Here is a 20,690-nt window from a genome sequence, read left to right as displayed (position 1 = left end):
AGCCAGGCGGCGCAAGCCGCCTGCTGCGAAGGCTGGTCGGGGTGGGGGCTACGGCACCTCCACGTCGAACAGCGGCGCGTATTGCTGGGCGCCGAAGACGTCGTGCTCGCCGGGGCTGCCGGAGGGACGCTCGCGACGGATGGTGAACTTGATGGCGTTCGCAGGCTCGAACACCACGAAGTCGGTCACCCGCGTCTCGGGGATGTTGTAGAGCGCGGCGACCTTCGCGCGGCTGAGCACGCCGGAATCCCGCACGCGCTCGAAATTCGCGCGCTCCCGGAAAATCAGGTCGAAGGTGATGTGGTCCACCCCGGCATTCTTGCTGCGGATGGTGCTGGCCAGGTCGCGCAGCGTCGGCATGTTGCGCATGGTCAGGCCGCCTTCCTTGCCGCGCCGCCCACGGTGCCGAACTCGGTGCGGAACAGCTCCGACGCGTCGCGCACGGGCATCACGTGGTTCAGCGTCCATTCGTAGCCGGGCTTGCCGACCAGGATCTCGTCCGACATCAGCGCCGCGGCGCCGGCGGTGCCCTTCACCTCCTTCAGCCGCGCGTAGAACAGGTTGCGCGACGCCAAGGCGCAGATCTCCTCCGCGCGCTTCGCATCCTGGCACACCGTCTCGACCACGATGCCGAGCTCATGCGGGCGCAACGGCGGGGAAGGCTCCAGGCTGCCCATCACGCCGTCGCGGCCATAGACGTGGTAGTGGACGGTCCAGCCGGCGGTCTCCGGCGCGCCGAAACGCTCCGCCAGGCGCGCGCGCGCCCAGTCCATCGCCTTGTCGATGTTCTCGATCGTGTAGGGATCGCGGATGCCGACGATGGCCAGCCGCCGCTCGCCCACCTTCCCCGCGCCTTCCAGCTTCACCATCGGCTGCGCGCTCGGGACGAAGGTGGCGCCGGTGGCGCGCGCCGTCTTCTCGTCCCACTGCGCGTAGCGGACATGCGTCATGTCCACGTAGCCGGAGGCGACATATTCGCGGAACGGGTCGCGGCGTTCGTACATCGCGTGGCTGGCGAGCGAGGCCGGCGTGCAGCGCTGGCCGGGATGCATGGCGGTGACTCGGATGTCGTCCTCGCTGATGCGACCGAAGATGCTCTCCTTGCCCATGAAGGGCTCGCAGCAGAAGGAGGCGCATTCCATCAGCTTGCCGGCGTAGTAGGCCGTGGCTGGCGACATGCCGGCGTTCAGCAGCGGCGCGGCGAACAGCGCGCAGTCGGAAGCGCGGCCGGCGATCACCACATCGGCGCCGGCGGCGAGCGCGGCGGCGATCGGCTCCGCACCCATCACCGCCACGATGCGGTCGGTACGGCCGATCAGCGCCGCATCGGCGTCGGGGCGACCGTCCAGGCCCTGGATCGTGCTGCCGGCCTGCATCCGGGCCAGGACCTGCTCACGGCTCAGTTCGGAGAAGATCGTCGCCATGCGGAAGGGCGCCATCCCCTTCTCCGCCGCGATGTCGCGGATGATCTCGGCGAATTGCCGCACGCCGCGATCGGTGCCGGTGTCGCTGGCGGAGCCGACGATCATCGGCACGCCGAGCCGGCGCGCCTCCGTCAGCATGATCTCGAGGTCATGCCGCTGCCAGGCGGCGGGGCTTGCCTGGCCGTCGGCGCCGAGCGGATAGGGGCCGATGTCGCAGGAGCCGCTGTCCGCGATGATGAAATCCGGCTTCAGCGCGCAGCCGGCGCGGAAGGAATCCGGCTCGAGCGGCGTGAAGCCGAGATGGCCGGTGGGGCAGAGGATGGTGATGTCGGTCATGCCGTGCGTCCGTGACATGGGCACGTCTTTGCACGCGCCGTGCCAAGCGGCTCCTCGCCCGCCGGCGCGGTCAGCCGGTCGGAAGCGCCATGCCGAGCTTCAGCATCTGGTGGCGCAGCGCGTGGCGCGACAGGCGAAGACGCTGCGCGGCACGGCCATGCCGGCCCCCGGCTTCCTTGAGCGCGGCCGTGATCAGCGCGCGCTGGAAATCCTCGGTGCCGGCATGGAAGCCGAGATGCAGGGGCAGATGCTCAGCCCCCTGGCCCCCCATGCCCGCGATCGGCGGCGGCGCGCGGCCTTCCACCTCCCGCACCAGGCGATCGGGCAGGTGGCGCATCAGCACCCGGTCCTCCGATTCCAGGATCGCGATGCGCTCGATCAGGTTCTCCAGTTCGCGGACATTGCCGGGCCAGGAGTAGCGGCGGAAGGCCTCCGTCACGGCCGGCTCCAGCCCCCGGATCACGCGGCCGCAGCGCGCGCCGTGATGGGCCAGGAAGGCGTCCGCCAGCAACAGCACGTCGTCGCCGCGGGCGCGCAGCGGCGGGATGTTCACCGGCACCACCTGCAGCCGCCAGTACAGGTCGTCGCGGAAGCGGCCGGCCGCGACTTCGGAGAGCAGGATCTTGTTGGTGGCGGCGACGAAGCGGACATCCACGGCGATGGACTTCACCGCGCCGACCCGGCGGAAGCGCTGGGTGTCCAGCAGCGTCAGCAGCTTGGCCTGGAGCTGGGGGTCCATCTCCCGGATCTCGTCCAGGAACAGCGTGCCGCCATCGGCCGCCTCGATCAGGCCTGGCTTGGCCGTGGCGGCGCCGGTGAAGGCGCCGCGCTCATGGCCGAACAGCTCGCTTTCCATCAGGCTGGCCGGGATGGCCGCGCAGTTCACATCCACGAAGGCGCGGCCGGCGCGCTTCGACAGGCGATGGATCATCCGCGCCACCAGCCCCTTGCCGGTGCCGGTCTCGCCGTAGATCAGCACCTGGTGGACGGGGCTGGCGGCTATGCGCGCCACCAGCGCGCGCACCGCGCGGATGCTTTCGTGCTCGCCCAGCAGCTCGCCCTGCGACATGGCGCCTCCGGCCGCCTCCGGCGCGGAGTTTACGCCGAGGCGTGGGTTTCGCGCCATCCGCCGGCCGCGGGTTCGAATATCCGCCAGGGCGTGCTGCAGGGCGGGCCGAGGGCGATCCGCGCCGTGCCGTGCAGCGTGTCCCAGACGGCGCCGGCCAGCGTCGGGGACGGATCGGGCGCGTGGCGGCAGATGGCGGTCGGCGCGTGGAGCGCGAGCAGGTCGCGCGGATCGCGCGCGGAAGAAAGGTCGCGCGGATCGCGCGCGGAAGAAAGGTCGCGCGGATCGCGCGCGGAGGAGAGCTTGCGTGGATCGCGCGCGCCTTCGGCCAGGGCGGTGCGCAGCGTCTCCAGCCGGCCGGCGGAATGTGCGACCGCCGCCAGGCGTTCCGGCGCCGCGGTGTAGTGGTTGGTGCGCGAGACGCACGCGCCCTGCTCGATGTCCACGCGGCCATGGCGCAATTCCACCGCCGCGCCGGCGCCGGAGGCATCGGCCATCACCAGGCTGCCGCCGCCGGCATGCGGCATGGCGCGGATCGCCGCCAACGCCTCCGCCACCGTGGCGCAGCCGGCGAGGAGGCGGTTCATCAGAAAGTAGCGCAGCATCCCGGGCCCGTGATCGGCGGTGGCGATCTGGGTGTCCGCCAGCGCGAAGCCGTCGCTGTTCATGCCCGAGGACCACGCGCCGGGCGCGCCGAGCGAGCCGACGCAGAGGATGCGGCGGCCGCGCCAGGCCGGGTCCTGCAGCAGGAAGATGCGTTGCAGCGCGACATGCTCGGGGCGGAAGTCGCGGTTCTTCGCCACCACGCCGTCGCGCGCGAAGGCGGTGCAGCCATCCGGCTCCGCTGCCAGGCGTGCGAGGTCCGCGAGGCAGCCGAGATGGAGGAAATCGAAGACCTCGTCGGCGTCCAGGCCGAAGCCCGCCGCGATGCCGGCGCATTCCTCCCAGGCTTCCGGGGCCAAGGCCAGTGTCGCGCCGCGTTGCGCGGCAAGGAAGGCGGCGTCGCGCGGCGTGCCGGCAAGGCGCGTGCGGATGGCGGACCGCACCGCCTCCGCCATCTCGGGGCAGGACTGCGCCTGGCCCAGCCCCCGCGCCCGCGCGTCGCCACGCAGCACCACGACCCGGCTCATCCCACGCCTCCGTCGCGCGCATGGCAGGCCACCGCATGCCCGGCATCGGCCAGCGCCACGCGCCGGGGCGCTTCCGCGCGGCAGCGCGGCCCGGCCTCCGGGCAGCGCGGATGGAACGGACAGCCGGGCGGCGGCGCCAAAGGCGAGGGCAGGTCGCCGGGCGGCGCGGGCCGGCGCACCTCCGGCGCATCGAGCCGCGGCACGGCGGCGAGCAGCGCGCGGGTGTAGGGATGCGCGGGGCGGCGGATCAGCGCGTCGCGCGGGCCTTCCTCGACGACGCGGCCCAGATACATCACGGCGATGCGCGCGGCGAGATGCGCGACCACCGCGAGGTCATGCGAGATGAAGAGCAGCGCGAGGCCCATCTCGTCGCGCAGCTCCCGCAGCAGGGACAGCACCTGCGCCTGCACCGAGACGTCGAGCGCCGAGACCGGCTCGTCGCACACCACGAAGTCGGGCCGCAGGATCAGCGCGCGCGCGATGCCGATGCGCTGGCGCTGGCCGCCGGAGAACTGGTGCGGGTAGCGTTCGAGATGCGCGCGCGCCAGGCCCACGCGGTCCAGCATGGCGCCGACGCGCCGCTCGAGTTCCGCGCCGCGCAGCCCCTCATGCAGGACCAGCGGCAGGCCGACGATCTCCCGCACCGTGCGGCGCGGATTGAGCGAGGCGTAGGGGTCCTGGAAGATGATCTGCATGCGCCGCCGCAGCGGGCGCATCGCGGCATCGGGCAGATGCGTGATGTCCTGCCCGTCGAAGCGGATCGCGCCCGCACTCGGCGCATGCAGGCGCAGCAGCAGCCGGCCGAGGGTGGACTTGCCGCAGCCGCTCTCGCCGATCAGGCCGAGCGTCTCGCCGCGGCCGACCGCGATGTCCACGCCTTCCACGGCGCGCACCAGGCGCGGCGGGCGGCGCAGCAGGCGCTCGCCGAGCCCGTGACCGAGCGCGTAGTGCTTCGTCAGCCCCTGCGCTTGCAGCAGCGCGGTCATGGCGAGACCTCGGCCGCGCGGATGCAGCGCGAGAGGCGCGCATCGCCGGCCGGCGCCAGCGCGACGGGCTGGGCGCAGGCCGCGACCGCCAGCGCGCAGCGGTTCCGGAAGCGGCACCCGGCATCCACCGTGGCGAGGTCCGGCACCTGGCCGGGGATGGCGTGCAGCGGCCGGTCGGGGTCCTCGAGGCGCGGCAGGCTGTCCATCAGGCCGCGCGTGTAGGGGTGGCGCGGGCGCGCGATGACCTCCGCGGTCGGGCCGGTCTCCACCACCTGGCCGGCATACATCACCATCACCCGCGGGCAGCGTTCCGCCACCACGGCGAGGTCGTGGGTGATCATCGCGACGGCAAGGCCCTGCTCGGCGCGCAGCTCGTCCAGCAGGTCGAGCACCTGGGCGCGGATCGTCACGTCCAGCGCCGTGGTCGGCTCATCCGCCACCAGCAGCCGCGGGCGGGCGGAGAGCGAGATGGCGATCATCGCGCGCTGGCGCATGCCGCCGGAGAACTGGTGCGGATAGTCGCCGAGCCGGCGCGCGGCGTCCGGGATGCCGACCCGGTCGAGCAGCCGGACCGCTTCCGCGCGCGGATCGCCCGGGATGGCGTGGGCGCGCAGCGTCTCGGTGATCTGGGTGCCGATGGTCAGCGCGGGATTGAGCGCGGAGAGCGCATCCTGCATGGCGAGCGCCACCATGCGCCCGCGCAGCGCGCGCAGCGCATGGGCGGGAAGGCGGCGCAGGTCCTGGCCGTCGAACAGGATTTCCCCGCGTTCCACCTTGCCTGGCGGCCGCACCAGTCCGAGGACCGAGAGGAAGGTGACGGATTTGCCCGACCCGCTTTCCCCCACGACACCAAGCGCCTCGCCTTCCGCGATGTCGAAGTCCACGCCATCGGCCGCGGCGAGCAGGCCGCGGCGCGTGGGAAAGACCGTGCGCAGCCCACGCACCGACAAGAGCGCGAGCGATTCACGCATCCGGTCCTCGCTCGCGATGCTCGCTGCGCCCTCCTGCGATCGCATGCGCGCTCACGAGGACTGGTGCAGGCGCGGGTCGAAGGCGTCGCGCATGCCCTGGCTGGCGAGGTTGATGGAGAGAACGAGGGCCAGGATGCAGAGGCCCGGCAGCGTCGAGACCCACCAGGCATCCACCAGGAAGTCGCGGCCATCCGCCACCATCGAGCCCCAGCTCGGCGTCGGCGGCTGCACGCCGAGGCCGAGGAAGGAGAGCGAGGCCTCCATGATGATCACATAGGCCATGCGGAAGGTGGCGACGACGAGAACCGGCGAGAGGACGTTCGGCAGGATCTCCCGCAGCATGATGTGGCGCGGCGTGCAGCCCAGCGCGCGCGCGGCCTCCACATAGTCCTGCTCGCGCGCCGCCAGCGTCTCGCCGCGCACGACGCGGCAGGTGAAGACCCATTCCTTGAGCACCAGGGCGAGGACGATGTTGTGCAGGCCCGGGCCCATCATCGCCATCAGCCCGATGGCGAAGACCAGGTAGGGAAAGCCAAGCAGCGTATCCACCAGGCGTGAGACGATGGTGTCGGTCCAGCCGCGCAGATAGCCGGCCGCGAGCCCGGCCAGCGTGCCGATCACGGCCGCGATGCAGACCACCAGCGCGGCAACCGACAACGAGACCCGCGCGCCGTGGATCAGGCGGGAGAGGATGTCCCGCCCGAGCGCGTCGCAGCCCAGCAGGAAGCCCGGCTCGGTGTTCTCCGCTGCCCAGGCCGGCGCGCAGAGGCGGCGGAACAGGTCGGCATCGGCCGGGTCGTGCGGCGCGATCCAGGGGGCGAAGAGCGCGAGCAGCACGAAGACCAGCACGATCGCGCTGGCCAGCACCGCCGTGCGGTTGCCCGCCAGGCGCCGCAGGGCGAGTTGCGTGGGCGAGAGCGGCGGCGCTTCGGCCAGTGTCGTGCTCACAGCCGCACCTTGGGGTTCAGCGCCGCATAGAGCAGGTCCGCGCAGAAGTTCAGCAGGACATAGGTGACCGCGTAGAGCAGCACCGCGGCCTGAACCAGCGGGTAGTTGCGGGCGAAGATGCTCTCCACCACCAGCCGGCCGAGGCCGGGCCAGCCGAACACCGTCTCCACGATCATGTTGCCGCCGAGCAGCGAGCCGGTCTCGATGGCCAGCACCGTCACGGCCGGGATCAGCGCGTTCTTCAGCGCATGCAGGAACAGCACGCGCCGGCGCGAAAGGCCCTTCGCCTCGGCGAAGAGCACGTAGTCGGTGGCCAGCACCTCGGCCATCGCGCTGCGGATCACGCGCGCGAGCAGGGCGGCGGTGGGGAGGCCGAGCGTGATGGCGGGCAGCGCCAGGTGCGACAGCGCGCGCAGGAAGGCGTCGGGCCGGCCCGCCAGGATCGTGTCGATCAGCAGGAAGCCCGTGACGCGGGCGACCTCCGCGTCGAAGGGGATTCGGCCGCCCACCGGAAACCAGCCGAGATGCACGGCGAAGAGCAGGATCAGCAGGATGCCGAACCAGAATCCCGGCAGCGAGACGCCGAACAGCGAAATGGCCGAGAGCGCCCGGTCCAGCCAGGAGTCGCGCTTCACCGCCGCGGCGACGCCGAGCGGCAGGGCGACCGCGACCGCCACCAGCAGCGCGACCAGCGTGAGTTCGATCGTCGCCGGCAGGCGCTCGGCGATCACGTCGAAGACCGGGCGGCGGTGGAAGAAGGAGATGCCGAAATCGCCGGTGACCGCGTTGCCGAGGAACACGACGAAACGCTCGGCCAGCGGGCGGTCGAGCCCGAGGTCGTGGCGCAGCGAGGCCGCCTGCTCCTCGGTCGCCCGCTGGTCGGCGAGCATGATCTCCACGGGATCGCCCGGCGTCAGGGCCATCATCCCGAAGACGATGACGCTGACGCCGAGCAGGACGATGGGAAGCTGGACGAGCCGTTCGAGGATCCTCGAGAGGCTCACCCGGCGATCCGCACCCGGTGCAGGTTGATCCGGCTGTCGGCCTGCGGCTGCCAGCCGGCGATGCGGCGGGAGACGCCGTAGATGTCCTGCGGCAGCCAGAGGAAGATCCAGGGCGCCTGCTCGCTGACGATCTGCTGCGCGCGCAGATAGCCCTGGCGCCGCTTCTCCTGGTCCACCTCGGTCTCCGCCGCGTCGAGCAGGCGGTCCACCTCGGCGTTCGAGAAGCCGGCGGAATTGCCGCGCCCGCCGGTCTTCAGCGTGGGCAGCATGATGTCCGAGGGATCGAGCGCGCCATTGCCCCAGGAGGTGAGGTACATGTCGCGCTCGCGCCGCCGCTCGGCGTTCTGCCACATCGGGCTCAGCACCGCGCCTTCCCAGACCTGCGCGCGCACGCGCAGCCCGGTGCGCGAGAGCAGCGCGGCGATCGCCTCGGCGATCTCGCGCGTCGCGCCGGTGGTGTCGATCACCATCTCCGTCCCCTGCGCGACGCCGGCCTCGGCCAGCAGCGCCTTGGCGCGGTCGAGGTCGAAGCCGTACTCCGGCAGGTCCGGATTGAAGGCGAAGGCGTCCGGGCTCATCACGCCGCGCAGCGGCGTCGCGGTGTTGCCGAGGATACGGGAGATGATCGCGCCCTTGTCCAGCGCGTGATTGAGCGCGCGGCGCACTCGCACGTCGTCGAAGGGCTTCTTCGCCAGGTTGAGCGAGACGAAGAAGGTGCGCGTGCCGTTCACCTTGGCCACCTGCGCATTCCGGCTGGCTTCCACCTGCCGCATGGCGGAAGGCGGCAGGTCGTTGATGATGTCCACCTCGCCGGCCAGCAGCGCGGCGACGCGGGAGGAATTCTCGCTGAGGACGCGGAAGATCACGCGGTCCACCTGCGCCGGGCCGGCGGGCGGGATCTCAGGCGAGCCACCATAGTATTGCGCGAAGCGTTCCATGATCACCGCCTCGCCGCGCCGCCAGTCCACCAGCTTGAAGGGGCCGCAGCCGTCGGGCCGGGTCTGCATGCCTTCCTGGCCGACGCGCTCGACATGGCGCCGGTTCACCATCTCCTGGAAGGGCAGCATCGCCTGCAGCAGCGCCCAGGGTGCGGACATGTTCAGGCGGACCGTGCGCGGATCGACCACGGCGGCATCCTCCACCGGGCCGAGCAGGCTCTTGCGCGGGCTGGTCTGGCCGCCCATCGCGTTCGGCTTGACCAGGCGGTTGATGGTGAAGGCGACGTCTTCCGCGGTCAGCGCATCGCCGGAATGGAAGCGGATGCCGTCGCGGATGCGGACCTCGTAGGTCTTCGGATCCACGGCACGGATGCTTTCGGCGATCTCCGGCTGGATGCGCATCCGCGCGTCGCGGGTCAGCAGGCCGTCATGCATGTTGCGGATGACGGTCTGCGTCTCCCGGTTGCGGTGGTTGGCCGGGTCGAGGGTCAGCGCGTCCTGCGTGAAACCCACGCGCACCTCGCGCGCGGCGCCCTGGGCACGCGTGGCTCGCGGCGCCAAAGCGAGGGAAGGCGCGGCGAGCGCGCCGAGAAGGGCCGTGCGGCGTGTGGTTTTCATGCGTCCTACCGTCCCGTTCGTGAAGCCGAACAGTGGCAGAGCAAGCGGCGTGCCGGGCCCGGCGCACGCCCGAAGCCGGCTCTTCCGACCCGATGATGCGCGGCTCTCACGCCTTGGCGCGAAAGCCGCGCGTCGTTCAGGTCAGGATCAGCGCGAACCCGGCGACCGCGCCGGCGGCGCCGGCCAGCCGAGTCGTCCCCCTCATCCCGGCGCGCTCGGCGCCCCTGGCCAGCAGCAGCCCCGCCCCGTGCAGCGCCGCGGTGGCGATGAGGAAGCCGGCCGCATAGCCGAGCGCGCCGCCCACCATCTCGGTGCCATGGGCATGGCCATGCAGGGTGCCGAAGCAGGCCGCCACTGCCATCGCGACACCCAAGGGAACCCGCGCGGCGACCGCGACGAGGCCGCCCAGCACGATCATGGAGACGAGGATGCCATGCTCCACGAACGGTAGCGGCACGCCGGCCATGCCCAGCGCGCCGCCCGCCGCCATTCCGGCCAGGAACGCGACCGGCAGCAGCAACGCGCGACTGCCGAGCACGCCGGCCCACAATCCGACGGCGATCATCGCCACGACATGGTCGAGTCCGCAGAGAGGATGCAGCAGCCCCGCCATCAGGCCATGCGCGCCAGCTGCGCCGGTATGCGCCAGTGCCGGCAGCGGCAGCAGCAGCGCCGCGAGGAAGAGGGCCGCGCGCATCACGCCGCCTTGCGGGACGTCAGCCCGCCCGCCTTGAGGATGAAGGATGCGATCTCCGCCACGCCCCGGTTCTCCTTGAGGTTGGTGAACATGAAGGGCCGCTGGCCGCGCATCCTGCGCGCGTCGCGGTCCATGACGCCGAGATCCGCGCCGACCAGCGGTGCGAGATCCGTCTTGTTGATGACCAGCAGGTCGGAGCGGGTGATGCCCGGCCCGCCCTTGCGCGGGATCTTGTCGCCCGCACTCACGTCGATGACGTAGATCGTCAGGTCGGCGAGTTCGGGGCTGAAGGTGGCGGCCAGGTTGTCGCCGCCGCTTTCGATGAACAGGATCTCGAGCTGCGGGAAGCGCTGCGACATCTCCGCGACGGCCGCGAGGTTGATGGAGGCGTCCTCGCGGATCGCGGTGTGCGGGCAGCCGCCGGTCTCCACGCCCATGATGCGGTCCGGCGCCAGCGCACCGGAGCGCGTCAGGAATTCCGCGTCTTCCTTCGTGTAGATGTCGTTGGTGATCGCCGCGACCTCGTTGCCGTCGCGCATGTATTTGCACAGCCGGTCCACCAGCGCGGTCTTGCCGGAACCGACGGGACCGCCGACGCCCACGCGAAAAGGGCCATGTCCGCTCATGATCTGAACAGCCTCGTGTATTGCGTCTCGTGACGCATGGAGAAGAGGTCGATGGCAAGCGCGGCGCTGCCAAGCGCGTCCGCGTCCTCCACGGCGAGCGCGGCCTCCGTCGCCGCGGCGATCGCAGGCAGCAGCGCGGCGGTCGCGATCTGCCCGTCGGTCTGGCCGAGCGGCACGAGCCTGACGCCGGCGGAGACGATGTTGGCGGCGAAGGCATTGAGCCAGCCGAAGCAGGCGGCGCGCAGCTTCATTCCATGCCACGCGGCGGCTGCGCCGAAGGCCACCGCATGCGTCAGGCGGCCCGGATGGCGCGCCGCGAAGGCGGCGAAGCGCGGCTCGGGCCAGGCGGCGAGGGTGACGGAGGCGAAGGCGGCGCCGGGCTGCATCGCCTCCAGCGCCAGTTCCGCCGTGCCGCGCCAGGCGGCGCCGAGGTCCACGATCGCGTCCAGCGCCGCGTCGTCGCCGGCATCGGCCGCGCGCCAGGCCAGCGCGAGCAGGCCCGCATCCACGGCGCCGGCGCCGCGCAGCACGGCGGCTTCCACATAGGCGACCAGGTCGTCGCGCCGTGCGACGGCGCCCTCCTCGACCGCCATCTCCAGCCCGTGGCTGTAGGAGAAGGCGCCGACCGGATAGGCCGGCGACAACCATGCCATCAGCCGCGCGAGCGCGGCGTCAGTGGTGGTGGTCGTGGTCGCAGCCATCGTGATGGTGATGGTGATCGTGCCCGTGGTCGTGCCCGTGGTCGTGTTCGTGGTGATGATCGTGGTGGTGGTGCCCGTGCGGGTGGCCGGGCGCGCGGTTGTGCTCGCCATAGGCGCCGCCCTCGGGATTGAAGGGCGCATCCACCTTCCGCACCGTCGCGCCCAGGCCTTCCAGCATGCGCAGGATGACGTGGTCGTGGCGGATCAGGATGTGCGTCGCGGCGATCTCGGCCGGCAGGTGCCGGTTGCCGAGATGCCAGGCCAGGCGCAGCAGATGCTGCGGGTCGCTGGCCGTCACCTCCACCAGCGGCTCCGACGCGGCCTTCACGCGGACATAGCCGCCGGAGGCGAGCGCAAGGCCATCGCCCTCCCGCAACACCTGCGCCTCGGGCAGGTCGAGCAGGAAGGCGAGGCCGCCCTCGCCCGTGTAGAGCTTGCGGCGGCGGAAGCGATCATCGAAATCCACCGTGACGGTGTCGCGCATCTCCGCCTCGGGCCAGGCGCCGGCGGCCGCGACGGCCGTGGCGCGGGGAATGCTTTCCTCCATCGTGCTCCTCAGAACAGGAAGTAGCGCTGCGCCAGCGGCAGCACCTTGGCGGGCTCGCAGACCAGCAGCTGGCCGTCCGCGCGCACCTCGTAGGTCTCCGGATCCACCTCGATCTTCGGCAGCGCGCTGTTCAGGACCATGTCCTTCTTGCCCAGCGCACCGCGCGTGCCGCCGACCGGCAGCAGGGGTCGCGTCAGTCCGAGTTCCTGCGCGATGCCGGCCTCATGCGCCGCCTGGCTGACGAAGGTGACGGAGCTCAGCAGGCCCGCGCGACCGAAGGCGCCGAACATCGGGCGGTAATGCACCGGCTGCGGCGTGGGGATGGAGGCGTTGGGATCGCCCATCGGCACCAGCGCGATGCTGCCGCATTTCAGGACGTAGTCCGGCTTCACCCCGAAGAAGGCCGGCGACCACAGCACCAGGTCGGCCAGCTTGCCGACCTCCACGCTGCCGACATGCAGCGCGATGCCCTGCGCCAGCGCGGGGTTGATCGTGTATTTCGCGATGTAGCGGCGGACGCGGAGGTTGTCGTTCTCGCCGCTCTCCTCCGGCAGGCGGCCGCGCTGCACCTTCATCTTGTGCGCGGTCTGCCAGGTGCGGGTGATGACCTCGCCGACGCGGCCCATCGCCTGGCTGTCGGAGGACATCATGCTGATCGCGCCGATGTCGTGCAGGATGTCCTCCGCCGCGATCGTCTCCTTGCGGATGCGGCTTTCCGCGAAGGCGATGTCCTCCGGGATGCGCGGATCGAGGTGGTGGCACACCATCAGCATGTCGAGGTGCTCGTCCACCGTGTTGACGGTGTAGGGCATGGTCGGGTTGGTGCTGCTCGGCAGGAAGTTCGGCTCGCCGACCACGCGCAGGATGTCCGGCGCATGGCCGCCGCCCGCGCCTTCCGCGTGGAAGGCCTGGATGGTGCGCCCGGCGACCGCGGCGATGGTGCTGTCCACGAAGCCGCTCTCGTTCAGCGTGTCCGTGTGGATCGCCACCTGGATGTCGAAGCGGTCCGCGACGTCGAGGCAGGTGTCGATCGCCTTCGGCGTCGTGCCCCAGTCCTCGTGCAGCTTCAGCCCGCAGGCGCCGGCGCGGATCTGTTCCTCGAGCGCATCCGGCAGCGCGGCATTGCCCTTGCCGAGGAAGCCCAGATTCATCGGGAAGGCCTCGGCCGCCTGCAGCATGCGCGCGAGATGCCAGGGGCCCGGCGTGCAGGTGGTGGCGAGCGTGCCATGCGCGGGGCCGGTGCCGCCACCGAACATGGTGGTGATGCCCGACGCCAGCGCCTCCTCGATCTGCTGCGGGCAGATGAAGTGGATATGCGGGTCGATGCCGCCGGCGGTCAGGATGCGGCCCTCGCCGGCGATGATCTCGGTGCCCGGACCGATGATGATGGTCACGCCGGGCTGCGTGTCCGGATTGCCGGCCTTGCCGATCGCCGCGATGCGCCCGTCGCGAAGCCCGACATCGGCCTTGTAGATGCCGGTATGGTCCACGATGAGCGCGTTCGTGATCACCGTATCCATCGCACCGCCGGCGCGCGTGACCTGGCTCTGGCCCATGCCGTCGCGGATGACCTTGCCGCCGCCGAACTTCACCTCCTCGCCATAGGTGGTGAGGTCGCGCTCCACCTCGATGATCAGGTCGGTGTCGGCCAGGCGCAGGCGGTCGCCGGTGGTCGGCCCATACATGCCGGCATAGGCGCGGCGGGAAATGCGGGCGGGCATCAGACCTTCCCTTCCGTCTCGCCGCGGAAGCCGTGCACGATGCGTGCGCCGGCGAAGGGCACAAGGCGCACGGTGCGCGTCTGCCCCGGCTCGAAGCGCACCGCCGTGCCGGCGGCGATGTCGAGGCGCTGGCCGCGCGCCTTTGCGCGGTCGAAGGCCAGCGCCGGGTTCGTCTCGGCGAAGTGGTAATGGCTGCCGACCTGCACCGGACGGTCGCCGGTGTTGGCCACTTCGAGCTCCGTGACAGGGCGGCCGGCGTTCAGCTCGATCTCGCCATCGGCGGCGAACAGCTCACCCGGGATCATCGGCGCGCTCATCGGATCGGCTCATGGACGGTGACGAGCTTGGTGCCGTCCGGGAAGGTGGCTTCCACCTGGATCTCGTGGATCATCTCCGCCACGCCCTCCATCACCTGCGCGCGGGTGATCACCTTCGCGCCCTCCCGCATCAGTTCCGCGACGCTGCGCCCGTCTCGCGCGCCTTCGACCACGAAGTCGGTGATCAGCGCCACCGCCTCGGGGTGGTTCAGCTTCACGCCGCGCTCCAGCCGGCGCCGCGCGACCATCGCCGCCATCGCGACCAGCAGCTTGTCCTTCTCCCGCGGGGTCAGGTTCATCGCGTGCCCTCAATCCTTCCCGATCAGCATGGCGCAGGAGGCGTCATGTGCGCCAGAGCCTCGGCAGCCGCGGCGGGTGGCCGAAGGCCGCGGCGCGCAGGGCGCAGATGGCGGAACCCAGCGCGCCGCGCACGGCGCCGGCCTCGCCGAGCCAGCGCGCGACCAGCAGGCCGGGCGCCACCAGGCTGGCGCCGCCGGCGGCGAGTTCCCTTGCCATGTCGCGATGCGCAGCCGCGTCCGGCGCGGCCAGCAGCAGCGTCGCCGCGGCATTCGCCCCGCCCAGCGCGAAGCGATCCGCCGCCGCTGCGCCGGGATCGTCGAGCCGGAGCGCATCGGCCCAGACGAGCCGGCCGCCGCGGCGCACGCGCCACGCATCGCGCACGCTCCCGCGCGAGAAACGCTCCCCATGCGCGGCGCGGCCCAGCACGAGAAGTTCCGCCGCCAGCAGCCGCGCATCCTCCGCGAGGTGCAGGGAGAGCCGCCGGTCCAGCCGTGCGCCCGCGAACAGGATGGTCTCCTGCGGAAGCCATTCGCAGGTCGCCTGCTCCGCCACCTCCACGTCGCTGCGGATCACGGTATCGGGGCCGAGGCTGCGATAGAGCTTCTCGGCGGCCGGCGTGGTGGCGGTGAAGGCGGAACCGCGCTCCAGCCGCAGCGCGACATCCAGGCTGTCGCCGCCGGCCAGCCCGCCCGCGACATTCACCAGCGCGCCGGGCTTCGGCTCATCCGCCTCGAGGTCCGGGAAGAGCCAGCGCAGGGGCGCGGCCTGGAAAAGATCGGCGATGCGCGCGCCGCCGGGCGCCGCCACCACATGCAGCACGGCGCGGCCATGGGCGCGTTGATGGGGTGGGATGGACGGCACGTCGCGCGGCATCGGGCGCAGCCTTGCACGATGCGCAGGCACTGAGAACCGTTGCGCAGGACGGGCCGGAAAAATGAAGGCGCACCCATCTGCACGGTAATTCGGCAGGCCGCCTGCCGACCGAGGCAGCGCCCGCCTGCAACGCAGGCAGACCCTGCCCGCAACTCGGCAAACGGCGCCTGGAAGCAGCCGCAGCGTCTGGCACGCATTTCGCTCTGCTTCCGCATCGGCGCGTGGGCGCGCCGGCTTTGCGGCGCCCCGCCCCACGCCATGCCCGAGAGGAGGCACGATCCGGATGACCCGATCCTTCACGCTTACCCGCCGCGCCGCGCTGACAGGCGCCGCCGCTGCCCTCGCCTTCCCGAACATCAGGCCATCCATGGCACAGGCCGCCCCGATCAAGATCGGCGTGCTGCATTCGCTCTCCGGCACCATGGCGATCAGCGAGACGGCGCTGCGGGACACCGTGCTGATGATGGTGGAGCACCAGAACAGCAAGGGCGGCCTGCTCGGCCGTCGTCTCGAGGCGGTGGTGGTGGACCCCGCGTCCAACTGGCCGCTTTTCGCCGAGAAGGCGCGCGAACTGCTGCAGGTGCACCGGGTGGATGTCACCTTCGGCTGCTGGACCTCGGTCTCCCGCAAGTCCGTGCTGCCCGTCTTCGAGGAGCTGAACGGCATGCTGTTCTACCCCGTCCAGTACGAGGGCGAGGAGGAAAGCAAGAACATCTTCTACACGGGCGCGGCGCCGAACCAGCAGGCGATCCCGGCCGTGGAATACCTCATGTCGGCCGATGGCGGCGAGGCGAAGCGCATCGCGCTGCTCGGCACGGACTACGTCTATCCGCGCACCACCAACCGCATCCTGCGCGGCTTCCTGAACTCCAAGGGCATCGCCAATGCCGACATCATGGAGGAATACACCCCGTTCGGGCACAGCGACTGGCAGGGCATCGTCGCCCGCGTGAAGCGCTTCGCGTCCGAGGGCAAGAAGACGGCGATCGTCTCCACCATCAACGGCGATGCCAACGTTCCCTTCTACCGCGAGCTCGGCAACCAGGGCATCAAGGCCGAGGACATCCCCTGCGTCGCCTTCTCCGTCGGCGAGGAGGAGCTGGCCGGCATCGACACCCGCCCGCTGGTCGGCCACCTGGCGGCCTGGAACTACTTCATGTCGGTGCAGTCGCCGGCGAACACCGAGTTCCTGAACCTCTGGCGCACCTACATCAAGAACCCGCGCCGCGTGACCAACGACCCGATGGAGGCCACCTACACCGGCTTCAACATGTGGGCCCAGGCCGTGGCGCAGGCGCGCACGACGGCGGTGGATGCGGTGCGCACCGCGGTGATCGGCCAGAAGTTCGCCGCGCCCGCCGGCTACACCGAGGAGATGCTGCCGAACCACCACCTGTCGAAGCCGGTGATGATCGGCGAGATCCAGGCGGACGGGCAGTTCAACGTCGTCTGGAAGACGCCGAATGCGGTGCCGGCCGAGAACTGGTCGCAGTTCATCCCCGAGAACGCGAACCGCCGCCGCGGCTGAGCATCGCGGGCGGGGCGCGCTGCCCCGCCCGCCCCCGTCTCGCATGAAGCGCATTCTTCTTTTCCTCCTGCTGCTTGCGACGGCGTTGCCGGCGAGGGCGCAGGACGCCGTGCTCGAGGCGCTGCCAGGTCTCGGCGGCGGCTTCGGCGCGCAGGCGACGGCCGTGGACCGGCTCGGCGCGCTCGGAGACCCGCGCGCCCTGCCCGCCCTGCGCGCGCTGGCCGACGGCCGTCTGCTGCGCGCCGGCGACGGCACGCTGCTGATCCGCGACGGCGAGCGGCTGCTGGATGCTGCGACCGGCGCCGCGGTGCCGGCGCCTTCGCCCGAACCCACCCGCATCACCATCAACAACCGCGTGCGCGTGGCGATGCGCGGCGCGCTCGGACGGCTGCAGATCGTCTCGCCCGATCCGGCCGAGCGGCTCGCCGCGGCCGAGGCCGTGTTCCGCAGCCGCAGCGCCGAGAACGTCCCGCTGCTGGAGGCGGCGCTCGCGCGCGAGAGCGATCCGCGCATTCGCGACCGGATGACGCTGGCGCTTGGCGCCTCCCGGCTGGTCTCGGACGACGAGGCGGCGAAGCGTGCCGGAATCGAGACGCTTGGCGCCTCCGCCTCGCCCGAGGCGCGCTCGATCCTGCTGGAGGCGCGCGCAGCCAATGCCGCGCTGCTGCCGCAGATCGAGGCCGCGGTGGCGGCGATCGACCGGCGCCTCGCGTTCCGCCAGGCGGGCGAGACCCTGTTCCAGGGACTGTCGCTCGGCTCCGTGCTGCTGCTCGCCGCCCTCGGCCTGGCCGTGACCTTCGGCGTCATGGGCGTGATCAACATGGCACATGGCGAATTCGTGATGCTCGGCGCCTACACCACCTTCGTGGTGCAGGAACTGACGCGCGACATTCCCTGGCTGGCGCCCTGGTCCCTGCCGCTCTCGGTGCCGGCCGCCTTCCTCGTCACCGCGCTGATCGGCGCCGCGATGGAACGCGGCCTGATCCGCCACCTCTACGGCCGGCCGCTGGAGACGCTGCTGCTCACCTTCGGCGTCGGCATGATGATCCAGCAGGCGGTTCGGCTGGCCTTCGGCGCGCAGAACCGCGAGGTGATCAGCCCCGCCTGGATGCAGGGCACGCTGCTGCTGCCCGGTGACATCCCGGTGACGCAGAACCGGCTCTGGATCCTCGCCTTCAGCCTGGTCGTGCTGCTGCTCGTCGTCGCGGCGATCCGCTTCACCCGCTTCGGCCTCGAGATGCGCGCCGTGACGCAGCGCCGCGCCATCGCCTCCTCCATGGGCATCCGCACGGGGCGGGTGGATGCGCTGACCTTCGCCTTCGGCTCGGGCATCGCCGGCATCGCCGGCGTGGCGCTCAGCCAGATCGACAACGTCTCGCCCAACCTTGGCACCGGCTACATCATCGACAGCTTCCTGGTGGTGGTGTTCGGCGGCGTCGGCAGCCTGGCGGGCACGCTGATCGGCGCCTTCAGCCTCGGCATCGTCAACAAGGTGATGGAGCCCTGGGTCGGCGCGGTGCTGGCCAAGGTCTGCGTGCTGGTGGCGATCATGCTGTTCATCCAGCGCCGGCCGCGCGGGCTCTTCGCGCAGAAAGGGAGGGCGGCGGAGACATGAGCGTCACCGCCCTGCCCGGCGCCCCCGCATCCCGCCTGCGCATCGGCCTGCGCGCCGGGCTGATCGGCGCGGTGCTGATCCTTGCCGCGATGCCGGTGCTGAACCAGTTGCCGCAGGACCATGCGCTGCACGTTTCCGACTTCCTGGTCTCCGTCACGGGCAAGTGGATCTGCTACGCGATCCTGGCGCTCTCGCTCGATCTCGCCTGGGGCTATGCGGGCATCCTCTCGCTCGGGCACGGCGCCTTCTTCGCGCTTGGCGGCTATGCGATGGGGATGCATCTGATGCGGCTGATCGGGCCGCGCGGCGTCTATGGCCATCCGGTGCTGCCGGACTTCATGGTGTTCCTGGGCTATCAGGAGTTGCCCTGGTACTGGCTGGGCTTCGATAACTTCGCCTATGCCATGCTGATGGTGCTGCTGGTCCCCGGCCTGCTGGCCTTCGTGCTCGGCTGGCTCTGCTTCCGCAGCCGCATCACCGGCGTCTATCTCTCCATCATCACCCAGGCGATGACCTACGCCCTGATGCTGGCGTTCTTCCGCAACGACATGGGCTTCGGCGGCAACAACGGCTTCACCGACTTCAAGGAGCTGCTGGGCATGCCGCTGAACACGCCCTTCGCGCGGGGTGCGCTGTTCTATGCCTCGCTGGCATCCCTGGTCGGCTGCTACCTGCTGTGCCGCTGGATCACCGGCACGAAATACGGCCGCGTGCTGACCGCGATCCGCGATGCCGAGAGCCGCGTACGCTTCCTCGGCTACGACGTCACGCATCACAAGCTGTTCGCCTTCGTGCTTTCGGCGATGATGGCGGGGCTGGCCGGCGCGCTCTACGTGCCGCAGGTCGGCATCATCAACCCGGGCGAGTTCAGCCCCGGCAACTCGATCGAGGCCGTGGTCTGGGTGGCCGTGGGCGGCCGCGGCACGCTGGTCGGCGCGGTGCTCGGCGCCTTTTCGGTGAACGGGCTGAAGACCTGGCTCACCAGCGCCGCGCCAGACCTCTGGCTGTTCGTGCTCGGCGGGCTCTTCGTGCTGGTCACGCTGTTCCTGCCGCGCGGCCTGATCGGGCTGATCCAGGGGCGCGCCCAAGGGCAGCCGAAATGAAGGGGCGGCGGCTCTATCTGGATGGCGTCTCCGTCGTCTTCGACGGCTTCCGCGCGCTGAACAACCTGGCGCTGATCGTCGAGCCGGGGGAGTTGCGCGCCGTCATCGGCCCCAACGGCGCCGGCAAGACCACGATGATGGATGTGATCACCGGCCGGACGCGGCCCACCGAAGGCATCGTCACCTTCGGCGATGCCGACCTGACCAGCCTGGACGAGGCGGCGATCGCCAATCTCGGAATCGGCCGCAAGTTCCAGAAGCCGACCGTGTTCGACGCGCTGACGGTGTTCGAGAACCTGGAGCTGGCGCTGAAGGCGCCGCGCGGTCCCCTCGCCTGTCTGCGCTGGGCGCTGACCGGGGAGGCGAAGTCGCGCATCGAGGGCACGCTGCACGAGATCGGCCTGGCCGAGCGCGCGCAGGACCCGGCCGCCATCCTCTCCCATGGCCAGCGGCAATGGCTGGAGATCGGCATGCTGCTGATGCAGGACCCGGACCTGCTGCTGGTGGATGAGCCGGTCGCCGGCATGACCGATGCCGAGACGGAGCACACAGCGCGGCTTCTGGCCGGCATCGCCGGCGCGCGCAGCGTGGTGGTGGTGGAGCACGATCTGGAGTTCGTCCGCGCGCTGAACTGCCGCGTGACCGTGCTGGCCGAAGGCAGCCTGCTCTCGGAAGGCTCGATCGACCATGTGCAGAAGGACGAGCGCGTGATCGAAGTGTATCTGGGGCGCTAGCGGTGCTGACCGTCGCCAACATCGACCTGTTCTACGGCGCCAGCCGCTGCCTGCGCGGGGTCTCGATCGCGGCCGAGCCGGGCCAGGTCACCGCCGTCCTCGGCCGCAACGGCGTCGGCAAGTCGTCCCTGCTGCGCGCCATCATCGGGCTCGAGCGCGTGAAGTCCGGCACCATCACCTGGGAAGGCCGCGACATCACCGCGCTCGCGCCATCGGAACGTGCGCGCGCCGGCATCGGCTACGTGCCGCAGGGACGCGAGATCTTCCCCTTCCTGACGGTGCAGGAGAACCTGGAGACCGCGCTGGCCGCCGCGCCGCGCGGCCAGAAGAGCGTGCCCGGCGAGATCTTCGACCTGTTCCCCATTCTGCGCCAGTTCCTGCGCCGTCGCGGCGGCGATCTCTCGGGCGGGCAGCAGCAGCAACTCGCGATCGGGCCGGGGGGCGGCGCCCCGCCCCGGCGGGGGGGGCGCCGGCGCCCCCCCGGGGGGGGCCCCCCCCGCGGGCGGG

Annotated in this window: 22 protein-coding genes; 5 read left to right on the top strand and 17 right to left on the bottom strand. The window is 71.2% G+C overall.

Annotated features, from left to right (window positions below; genetic code table 11):
• Positions 1 to 48: 48 nt before the first annotated feature.
• The 17 genes from AC1MIR_RS25255 to AC1MIR_RS25175 form a co-directional block, all read right to left on the bottom strand.
• Entirely contained in the window at positions 49 to 369 is a 321-nt protein-coding gene (locus AC1MIR_RS25255) for a DUF4387 domain-containing protein (RefSeq protein ID WP_480030931.1), read from the bottom strand.
• 2 nt (positions 370 to 371) lie between these two features.
• Complete coding sequence (locus AC1MIR_RS25250) at positions 372 to 1,778, bottom strand: acyclic terpene utilization AtuA family protein (RefSeq protein ID WP_480030930.1); 1,407 nt, start codon at positions 1,776 to 1,778, stop codon at positions 372 to 374.
• Between the two features lie 52 nt (positions 1,779 to 1,830).
• Complete coding sequence (locus tag AC1MIR_RS25245) at positions 1,831 to 2,829, bottom strand: sigma-54 interaction domain-containing protein (RefSeq protein WP_480030929.1); 999 nt, start codon at positions 2,827 to 2,829, stop codon at positions 1,831 to 1,833.
• A 29-nt stretch (positions 2,830 to 2,858) separates the two neighbouring features.
• Positions 2,859 to 3,956 (bottom strand): C45 family autoproteolytic acyltransferase/hydolase, encoded by a 1,098-nt coding sequence (locus tag AC1MIR_RS25240; protein ID WP_480030928.1) that lies wholly within the window; start codon positions 3,954 to 3,956, stop codon positions 2,859 to 2,861.
• Positions 3,953 to 4,942, bottom strand: coding sequence for an ABC transporter ATP-binding protein (locus tag AC1MIR_RS25235; RefSeq protein ID WP_480030927.1), 990 nt, complete (start codon positions 4,940 to 4,942; stop codon positions 3,953 to 3,955). Before AC1MIR_RS25235 ends, AC1MIR_RS25240 begins: the two co-directional genes overlap by 4 nt.
• Complete coding sequence (locus AC1MIR_RS25230; RefSeq protein WP_480030926.1) at positions 4,939 to 5,913, bottom strand: ABC transporter ATP-binding protein; 975 nt, start codon at positions 5,911 to 5,913, stop codon at positions 4,939 to 4,941. Before AC1MIR_RS25230 ends, AC1MIR_RS25235 begins: the two co-directional genes overlap by 4 nt.
• A 51-nt stretch (positions 5,914 to 5,964) precedes the next feature.
• Entirely contained in the window at positions 5,965 to 6,861 is an 897-nt protein-coding gene (locus AC1MIR_RS25225; RefSeq protein ID WP_480030925.1) for an ABC transporter permease, read from the bottom strand.
• Complete coding sequence (locus AC1MIR_RS25220) at positions 6,858 to 7,865, bottom strand: ABC transporter permease (RefSeq protein ID WP_480030924.1); 1,008 nt, start codon at positions 7,863 to 7,865, stop codon at positions 6,858 to 6,860. The genes AC1MIR_RS25225 and AC1MIR_RS25220 overlap by 4 nt, the downstream gene beginning before the upstream one ends.
• The gene (locus tag AC1MIR_RS25215) at positions 7,862 to 9,421 is read right to left on the bottom strand and encodes an ABC transporter substrate-binding protein (protein ID WP_480030923.1); all 1,560 of its coding nucleotides are present in this window, start codon (positions 9,419 to 9,421) and stop codon (positions 7,862 to 7,864) included. The genes AC1MIR_RS25220 and AC1MIR_RS25215 overlap by 4 nt, the downstream gene beginning before the upstream one ends.
• Positions 9,422 to 9,557: 136 nt before the next feature.
• Complete coding sequence (locus AC1MIR_RS25210) at positions 9,558 to 10,118, bottom strand: HupE/UreJ family protein (protein ID WP_480030922.1); 561 nt, start codon at positions 10,116 to 10,118, stop codon at positions 9,558 to 9,560.
• A complete protein-coding gene (gene ureG, locus AC1MIR_RS25205) occupies positions 10,118 to 10,744 on the bottom strand; it encodes an urease accessory protein UreG (protein ID WP_480030921.1) in 627 nt (208 codons plus the stop codon). Before ureG ends, AC1MIR_RS25210 begins: the two co-directional genes overlap by 1 nt.
• Complete coding sequence (locus tag AC1MIR_RS25200; protein ID WP_480031005.1) at positions 10,741 to 11,397, bottom strand: urease accessory protein UreF; 657 nt, start codon at positions 11,395 to 11,397, stop codon at positions 10,741 to 10,743. The genes ureG and AC1MIR_RS25200 overlap by 4 nt, the downstream gene beginning before the upstream one ends.
• Before the next feature lie 19 nt (positions 11,398 to 11,416).
• On the bottom strand, positions 11,417 to 11,992 hold the full coding sequence (locus tag AC1MIR_RS25195; RefSeq protein WP_480030920.1) for an urease accessory protein UreE: 576 nt from the start codon (positions 11,990 to 11,992) through the stop codon (positions 11,417 to 11,419).
• 8 nt (positions 11,993 to 12,000) lie between these two features.
• On the bottom strand, positions 12,001 to 13,713 hold the full coding sequence (gene ureC / locus AC1MIR_RS25190) for an urease subunit alpha (protein ID WP_480030919.1): 1,713 nt from the start codon (positions 13,711 to 13,713) through the stop codon (positions 12,001 to 12,003).
• Positions 13,713 to 14,018, bottom strand: coding sequence for an urease subunit beta (locus tag AC1MIR_RS25185; RefSeq protein ID WP_480031004.1), 306 nt, complete (start codon positions 14,016 to 14,018; stop codon positions 13,713 to 13,715). Before AC1MIR_RS25185 ends, ureC begins: the two co-directional genes overlap by 1 nt.
• Positions 14,019 to 14,026: 8 nt before the next feature.
• On the bottom strand, positions 14,027 to 14,329 hold the full coding sequence (locus AC1MIR_RS25180) for an urease subunit gamma (protein ID WP_109873226.1): 303 nt from the start codon (positions 14,327 to 14,329) through the stop codon (positions 14,027 to 14,029).
• A 43-nt stretch (positions 14,330 to 14,372) separates the two neighbouring features.
• Positions 14,373 to 15,203 (bottom strand): urease accessory protein UreD, encoded by an 831-nt coding sequence (locus AC1MIR_RS25175; RefSeq protein WP_480030918.1) that lies wholly within the window; start codon positions 15,201 to 15,203, stop codon positions 14,373 to 14,375.
• A 283-nt stretch (positions 15,204 to 15,486) separates the two neighbouring features.
• Here AC1MIR_RS25175 and urtA point away from each other — a divergent pair, with 283 nt between their 5' ends.
• The 5 genes from urtA to AC1MIR_RS25150 form a co-directional block, all read left to right on the top strand.
• Positions 15,487 to 16,731, top strand: a complete 1,245-nt coding sequence (gene urtA, locus AC1MIR_RS25170) for an urea ABC transporter substrate-binding protein (RefSeq protein WP_480030917.1) — start codon at positions 15,487 to 15,489, stop codon at positions 16,729 to 16,731.
• A 43-nt stretch (positions 16,732 to 16,774) separates the two neighbouring features.
• On the top strand, positions 16,775 to 18,346 hold the full coding sequence (urtB, locus tag AC1MIR_RS25165) for an urea ABC transporter permease subunit UrtB (protein WP_480030916.1): 1,572 nt from the start codon (positions 16,775 to 16,777) through the stop codon (positions 18,344 to 18,346).
• The gene (gene urtC / locus AC1MIR_RS25160; RefSeq protein WP_480030915.1) at positions 18,343 to 19,449 is read left to right on the top strand and encodes an urea ABC transporter permease subunit UrtC; all 1,107 of its coding nucleotides are present in this window, start codon (positions 18,343 to 18,345) and stop codon (positions 19,447 to 19,449) included. Before urtB ends, urtC begins: the two co-directional genes overlap by 4 nt.
• On the top strand, positions 19,446 to 20,183 hold the full coding sequence (gene urtD, locus AC1MIR_RS25155) for an urea ABC transporter ATP-binding protein UrtD (RefSeq protein WP_480030914.1): 738 nt from the start codon (positions 19,446 to 19,448) through the stop codon (positions 20,181 to 20,183). Before urtC ends, urtD begins: the two co-directional genes overlap by 4 nt.
• A gap of 2 nt (positions 20,184 to 20,185) precedes the next feature.
• On the top strand, positions 20,186 to 20,690 hold a 505-nt coding region (locus AC1MIR_RS25150; protein WP_480030913.1), incomplete at its 3' end, for an ATP-binding cassette domain-containing protein.

The sequence above is a fragment of the Falsiroseomonas sp. RANM36 genome, assembly GCF_056682175.1.
Note: the sequence above shows the minus strand (reverse complement) of the source record. Positions and strands in the feature narration are given on the sequence as shown.

Excerpts from the sequence above, each read along its gene's own strand:
- AC1MIR_RS25255 (WP_480030931.1), bottom strand. The coding sequence starts at position 369 with ATGCGCAACATGCCGACGCTGCGCGACCTGGCCAGCACCATCCGCAGC.
- AC1MIR_RS25250 (WP_480030930.1), bottom strand. The coding sequence starts at position 1,778 with ATGTCACGGACGCACGGCATGACCGACATCACCATCCTCTGCCCCACC.
- AC1MIR_RS25245 (WP_480030929.1), bottom strand. The coding sequence starts at position 2,829 with ATGTCGCAGGGCGAGCTGCTGGGCGAGCACGAAAGCATCCGCGCGGTG.
- AC1MIR_RS25240 (WP_480030928.1), bottom strand. The coding sequence starts at position 3,956 with ATGAGCCGGGTCGTGGTGCTGCGTGGCGACGCGCGGGCGCGGGGGCTG.
- AC1MIR_RS25235 (WP_480030927.1), bottom strand. The coding sequence starts at position 4,942 with ATGACCGCGCTGCTGCAAGCGCAGGGGCTGACGAAGCACTACGCGCTC.
- AC1MIR_RS25230 (WP_480030926.1), bottom strand. The coding sequence starts at position 5,913 with ATGCGTGAATCGCTCGCGCTCTTGTCGGTGCGTGGGCTGCGCACGGTC.
- AC1MIR_RS25215 (WP_480030923.1), bottom strand. The coding sequence starts at position 9,421 with ATGAAAACCACACGCCGCACGGCCCTTCTCGGCGCGCTCGCCGCGCCT.
- AC1MIR_RS25210 (WP_480030922.1), bottom strand. The coding sequence starts at position 10,118 with ATGCGCGCGGCCCTCTTCCTCGCGGCGCTGCTGCTGCCGCTGCCGGCA.
- ureG (WP_480030921.1), bottom strand. The coding sequence starts at position 10,744 with ATGAGCGGACATGGCCCTTTTCGCGTGGGCGTCGGCGGTCCCGTCGGT.
- AC1MIR_RS25200 (WP_480031005.1), bottom strand. The coding sequence starts at position 11,397 with ATGGCATGGTTGTCGCCGGCCTATCCGGTCGGCGCCTTCTCCTACAGC.
- AC1MIR_RS25195 (WP_480030920.1), bottom strand. The coding sequence starts at position 11,992 with ATGGAGGAAAGCATTCCCCGCGCCACGGCCGTCGCGGCCGCCGGCGCC.
- ureC (WP_480030919.1), bottom strand. The coding sequence starts at position 13,713 with ATGCCCGCCCGCATTTCCCGCCGCGCCTATGCCGGCATGTATGGGCCG.
- AC1MIR_RS25185 (WP_480031004.1), bottom strand. The coding sequence starts at position 14,018 with ATGATCCCGGGTGAGCTGTTCGCCGCCGATGGCGAGATCGAGCTGAAC.
- AC1MIR_RS25180 (WP_109873226.1), bottom strand. The coding sequence starts at position 14,329 with ATGAACCTGACCCCGCGGGAGAAGGACAAGCTGCTGGTCGCGATGGCG.
- AC1MIR_RS25175 (WP_480030918.1), bottom strand. The coding sequence starts at position 15,203 with ATGCCGCGCGACGTGCCGTCCATCCCACCCCATCAACGCGCCCATGGC.
- urtA (WP_480030917.1), top strand. The coding sequence starts at position 15,487 with ATGACCCGATCCTTCACGCTTACCCGCCGCGCCGCGCTGACAGGCGCC.
- urtB (WP_480030916.1), top strand. The coding sequence starts at position 16,775 with ATGAAGCGCATTCTTCTTTTCCTCCTGCTGCTTGCGACGGCGTTGCCG.
- urtC (WP_480030915.1), top strand. The coding sequence starts at position 18,343 with ATGAGCGTCACCGCCCTGCCCGGCGCCCCCGCATCCCGCCTGCGCATC.
- urtD (WP_480030914.1), top strand. The coding sequence starts at position 19,446 with ATGAAGGGGCGGCGGCTCTATCTGGATGGCGTCTCCGTCGTCTTCGAC.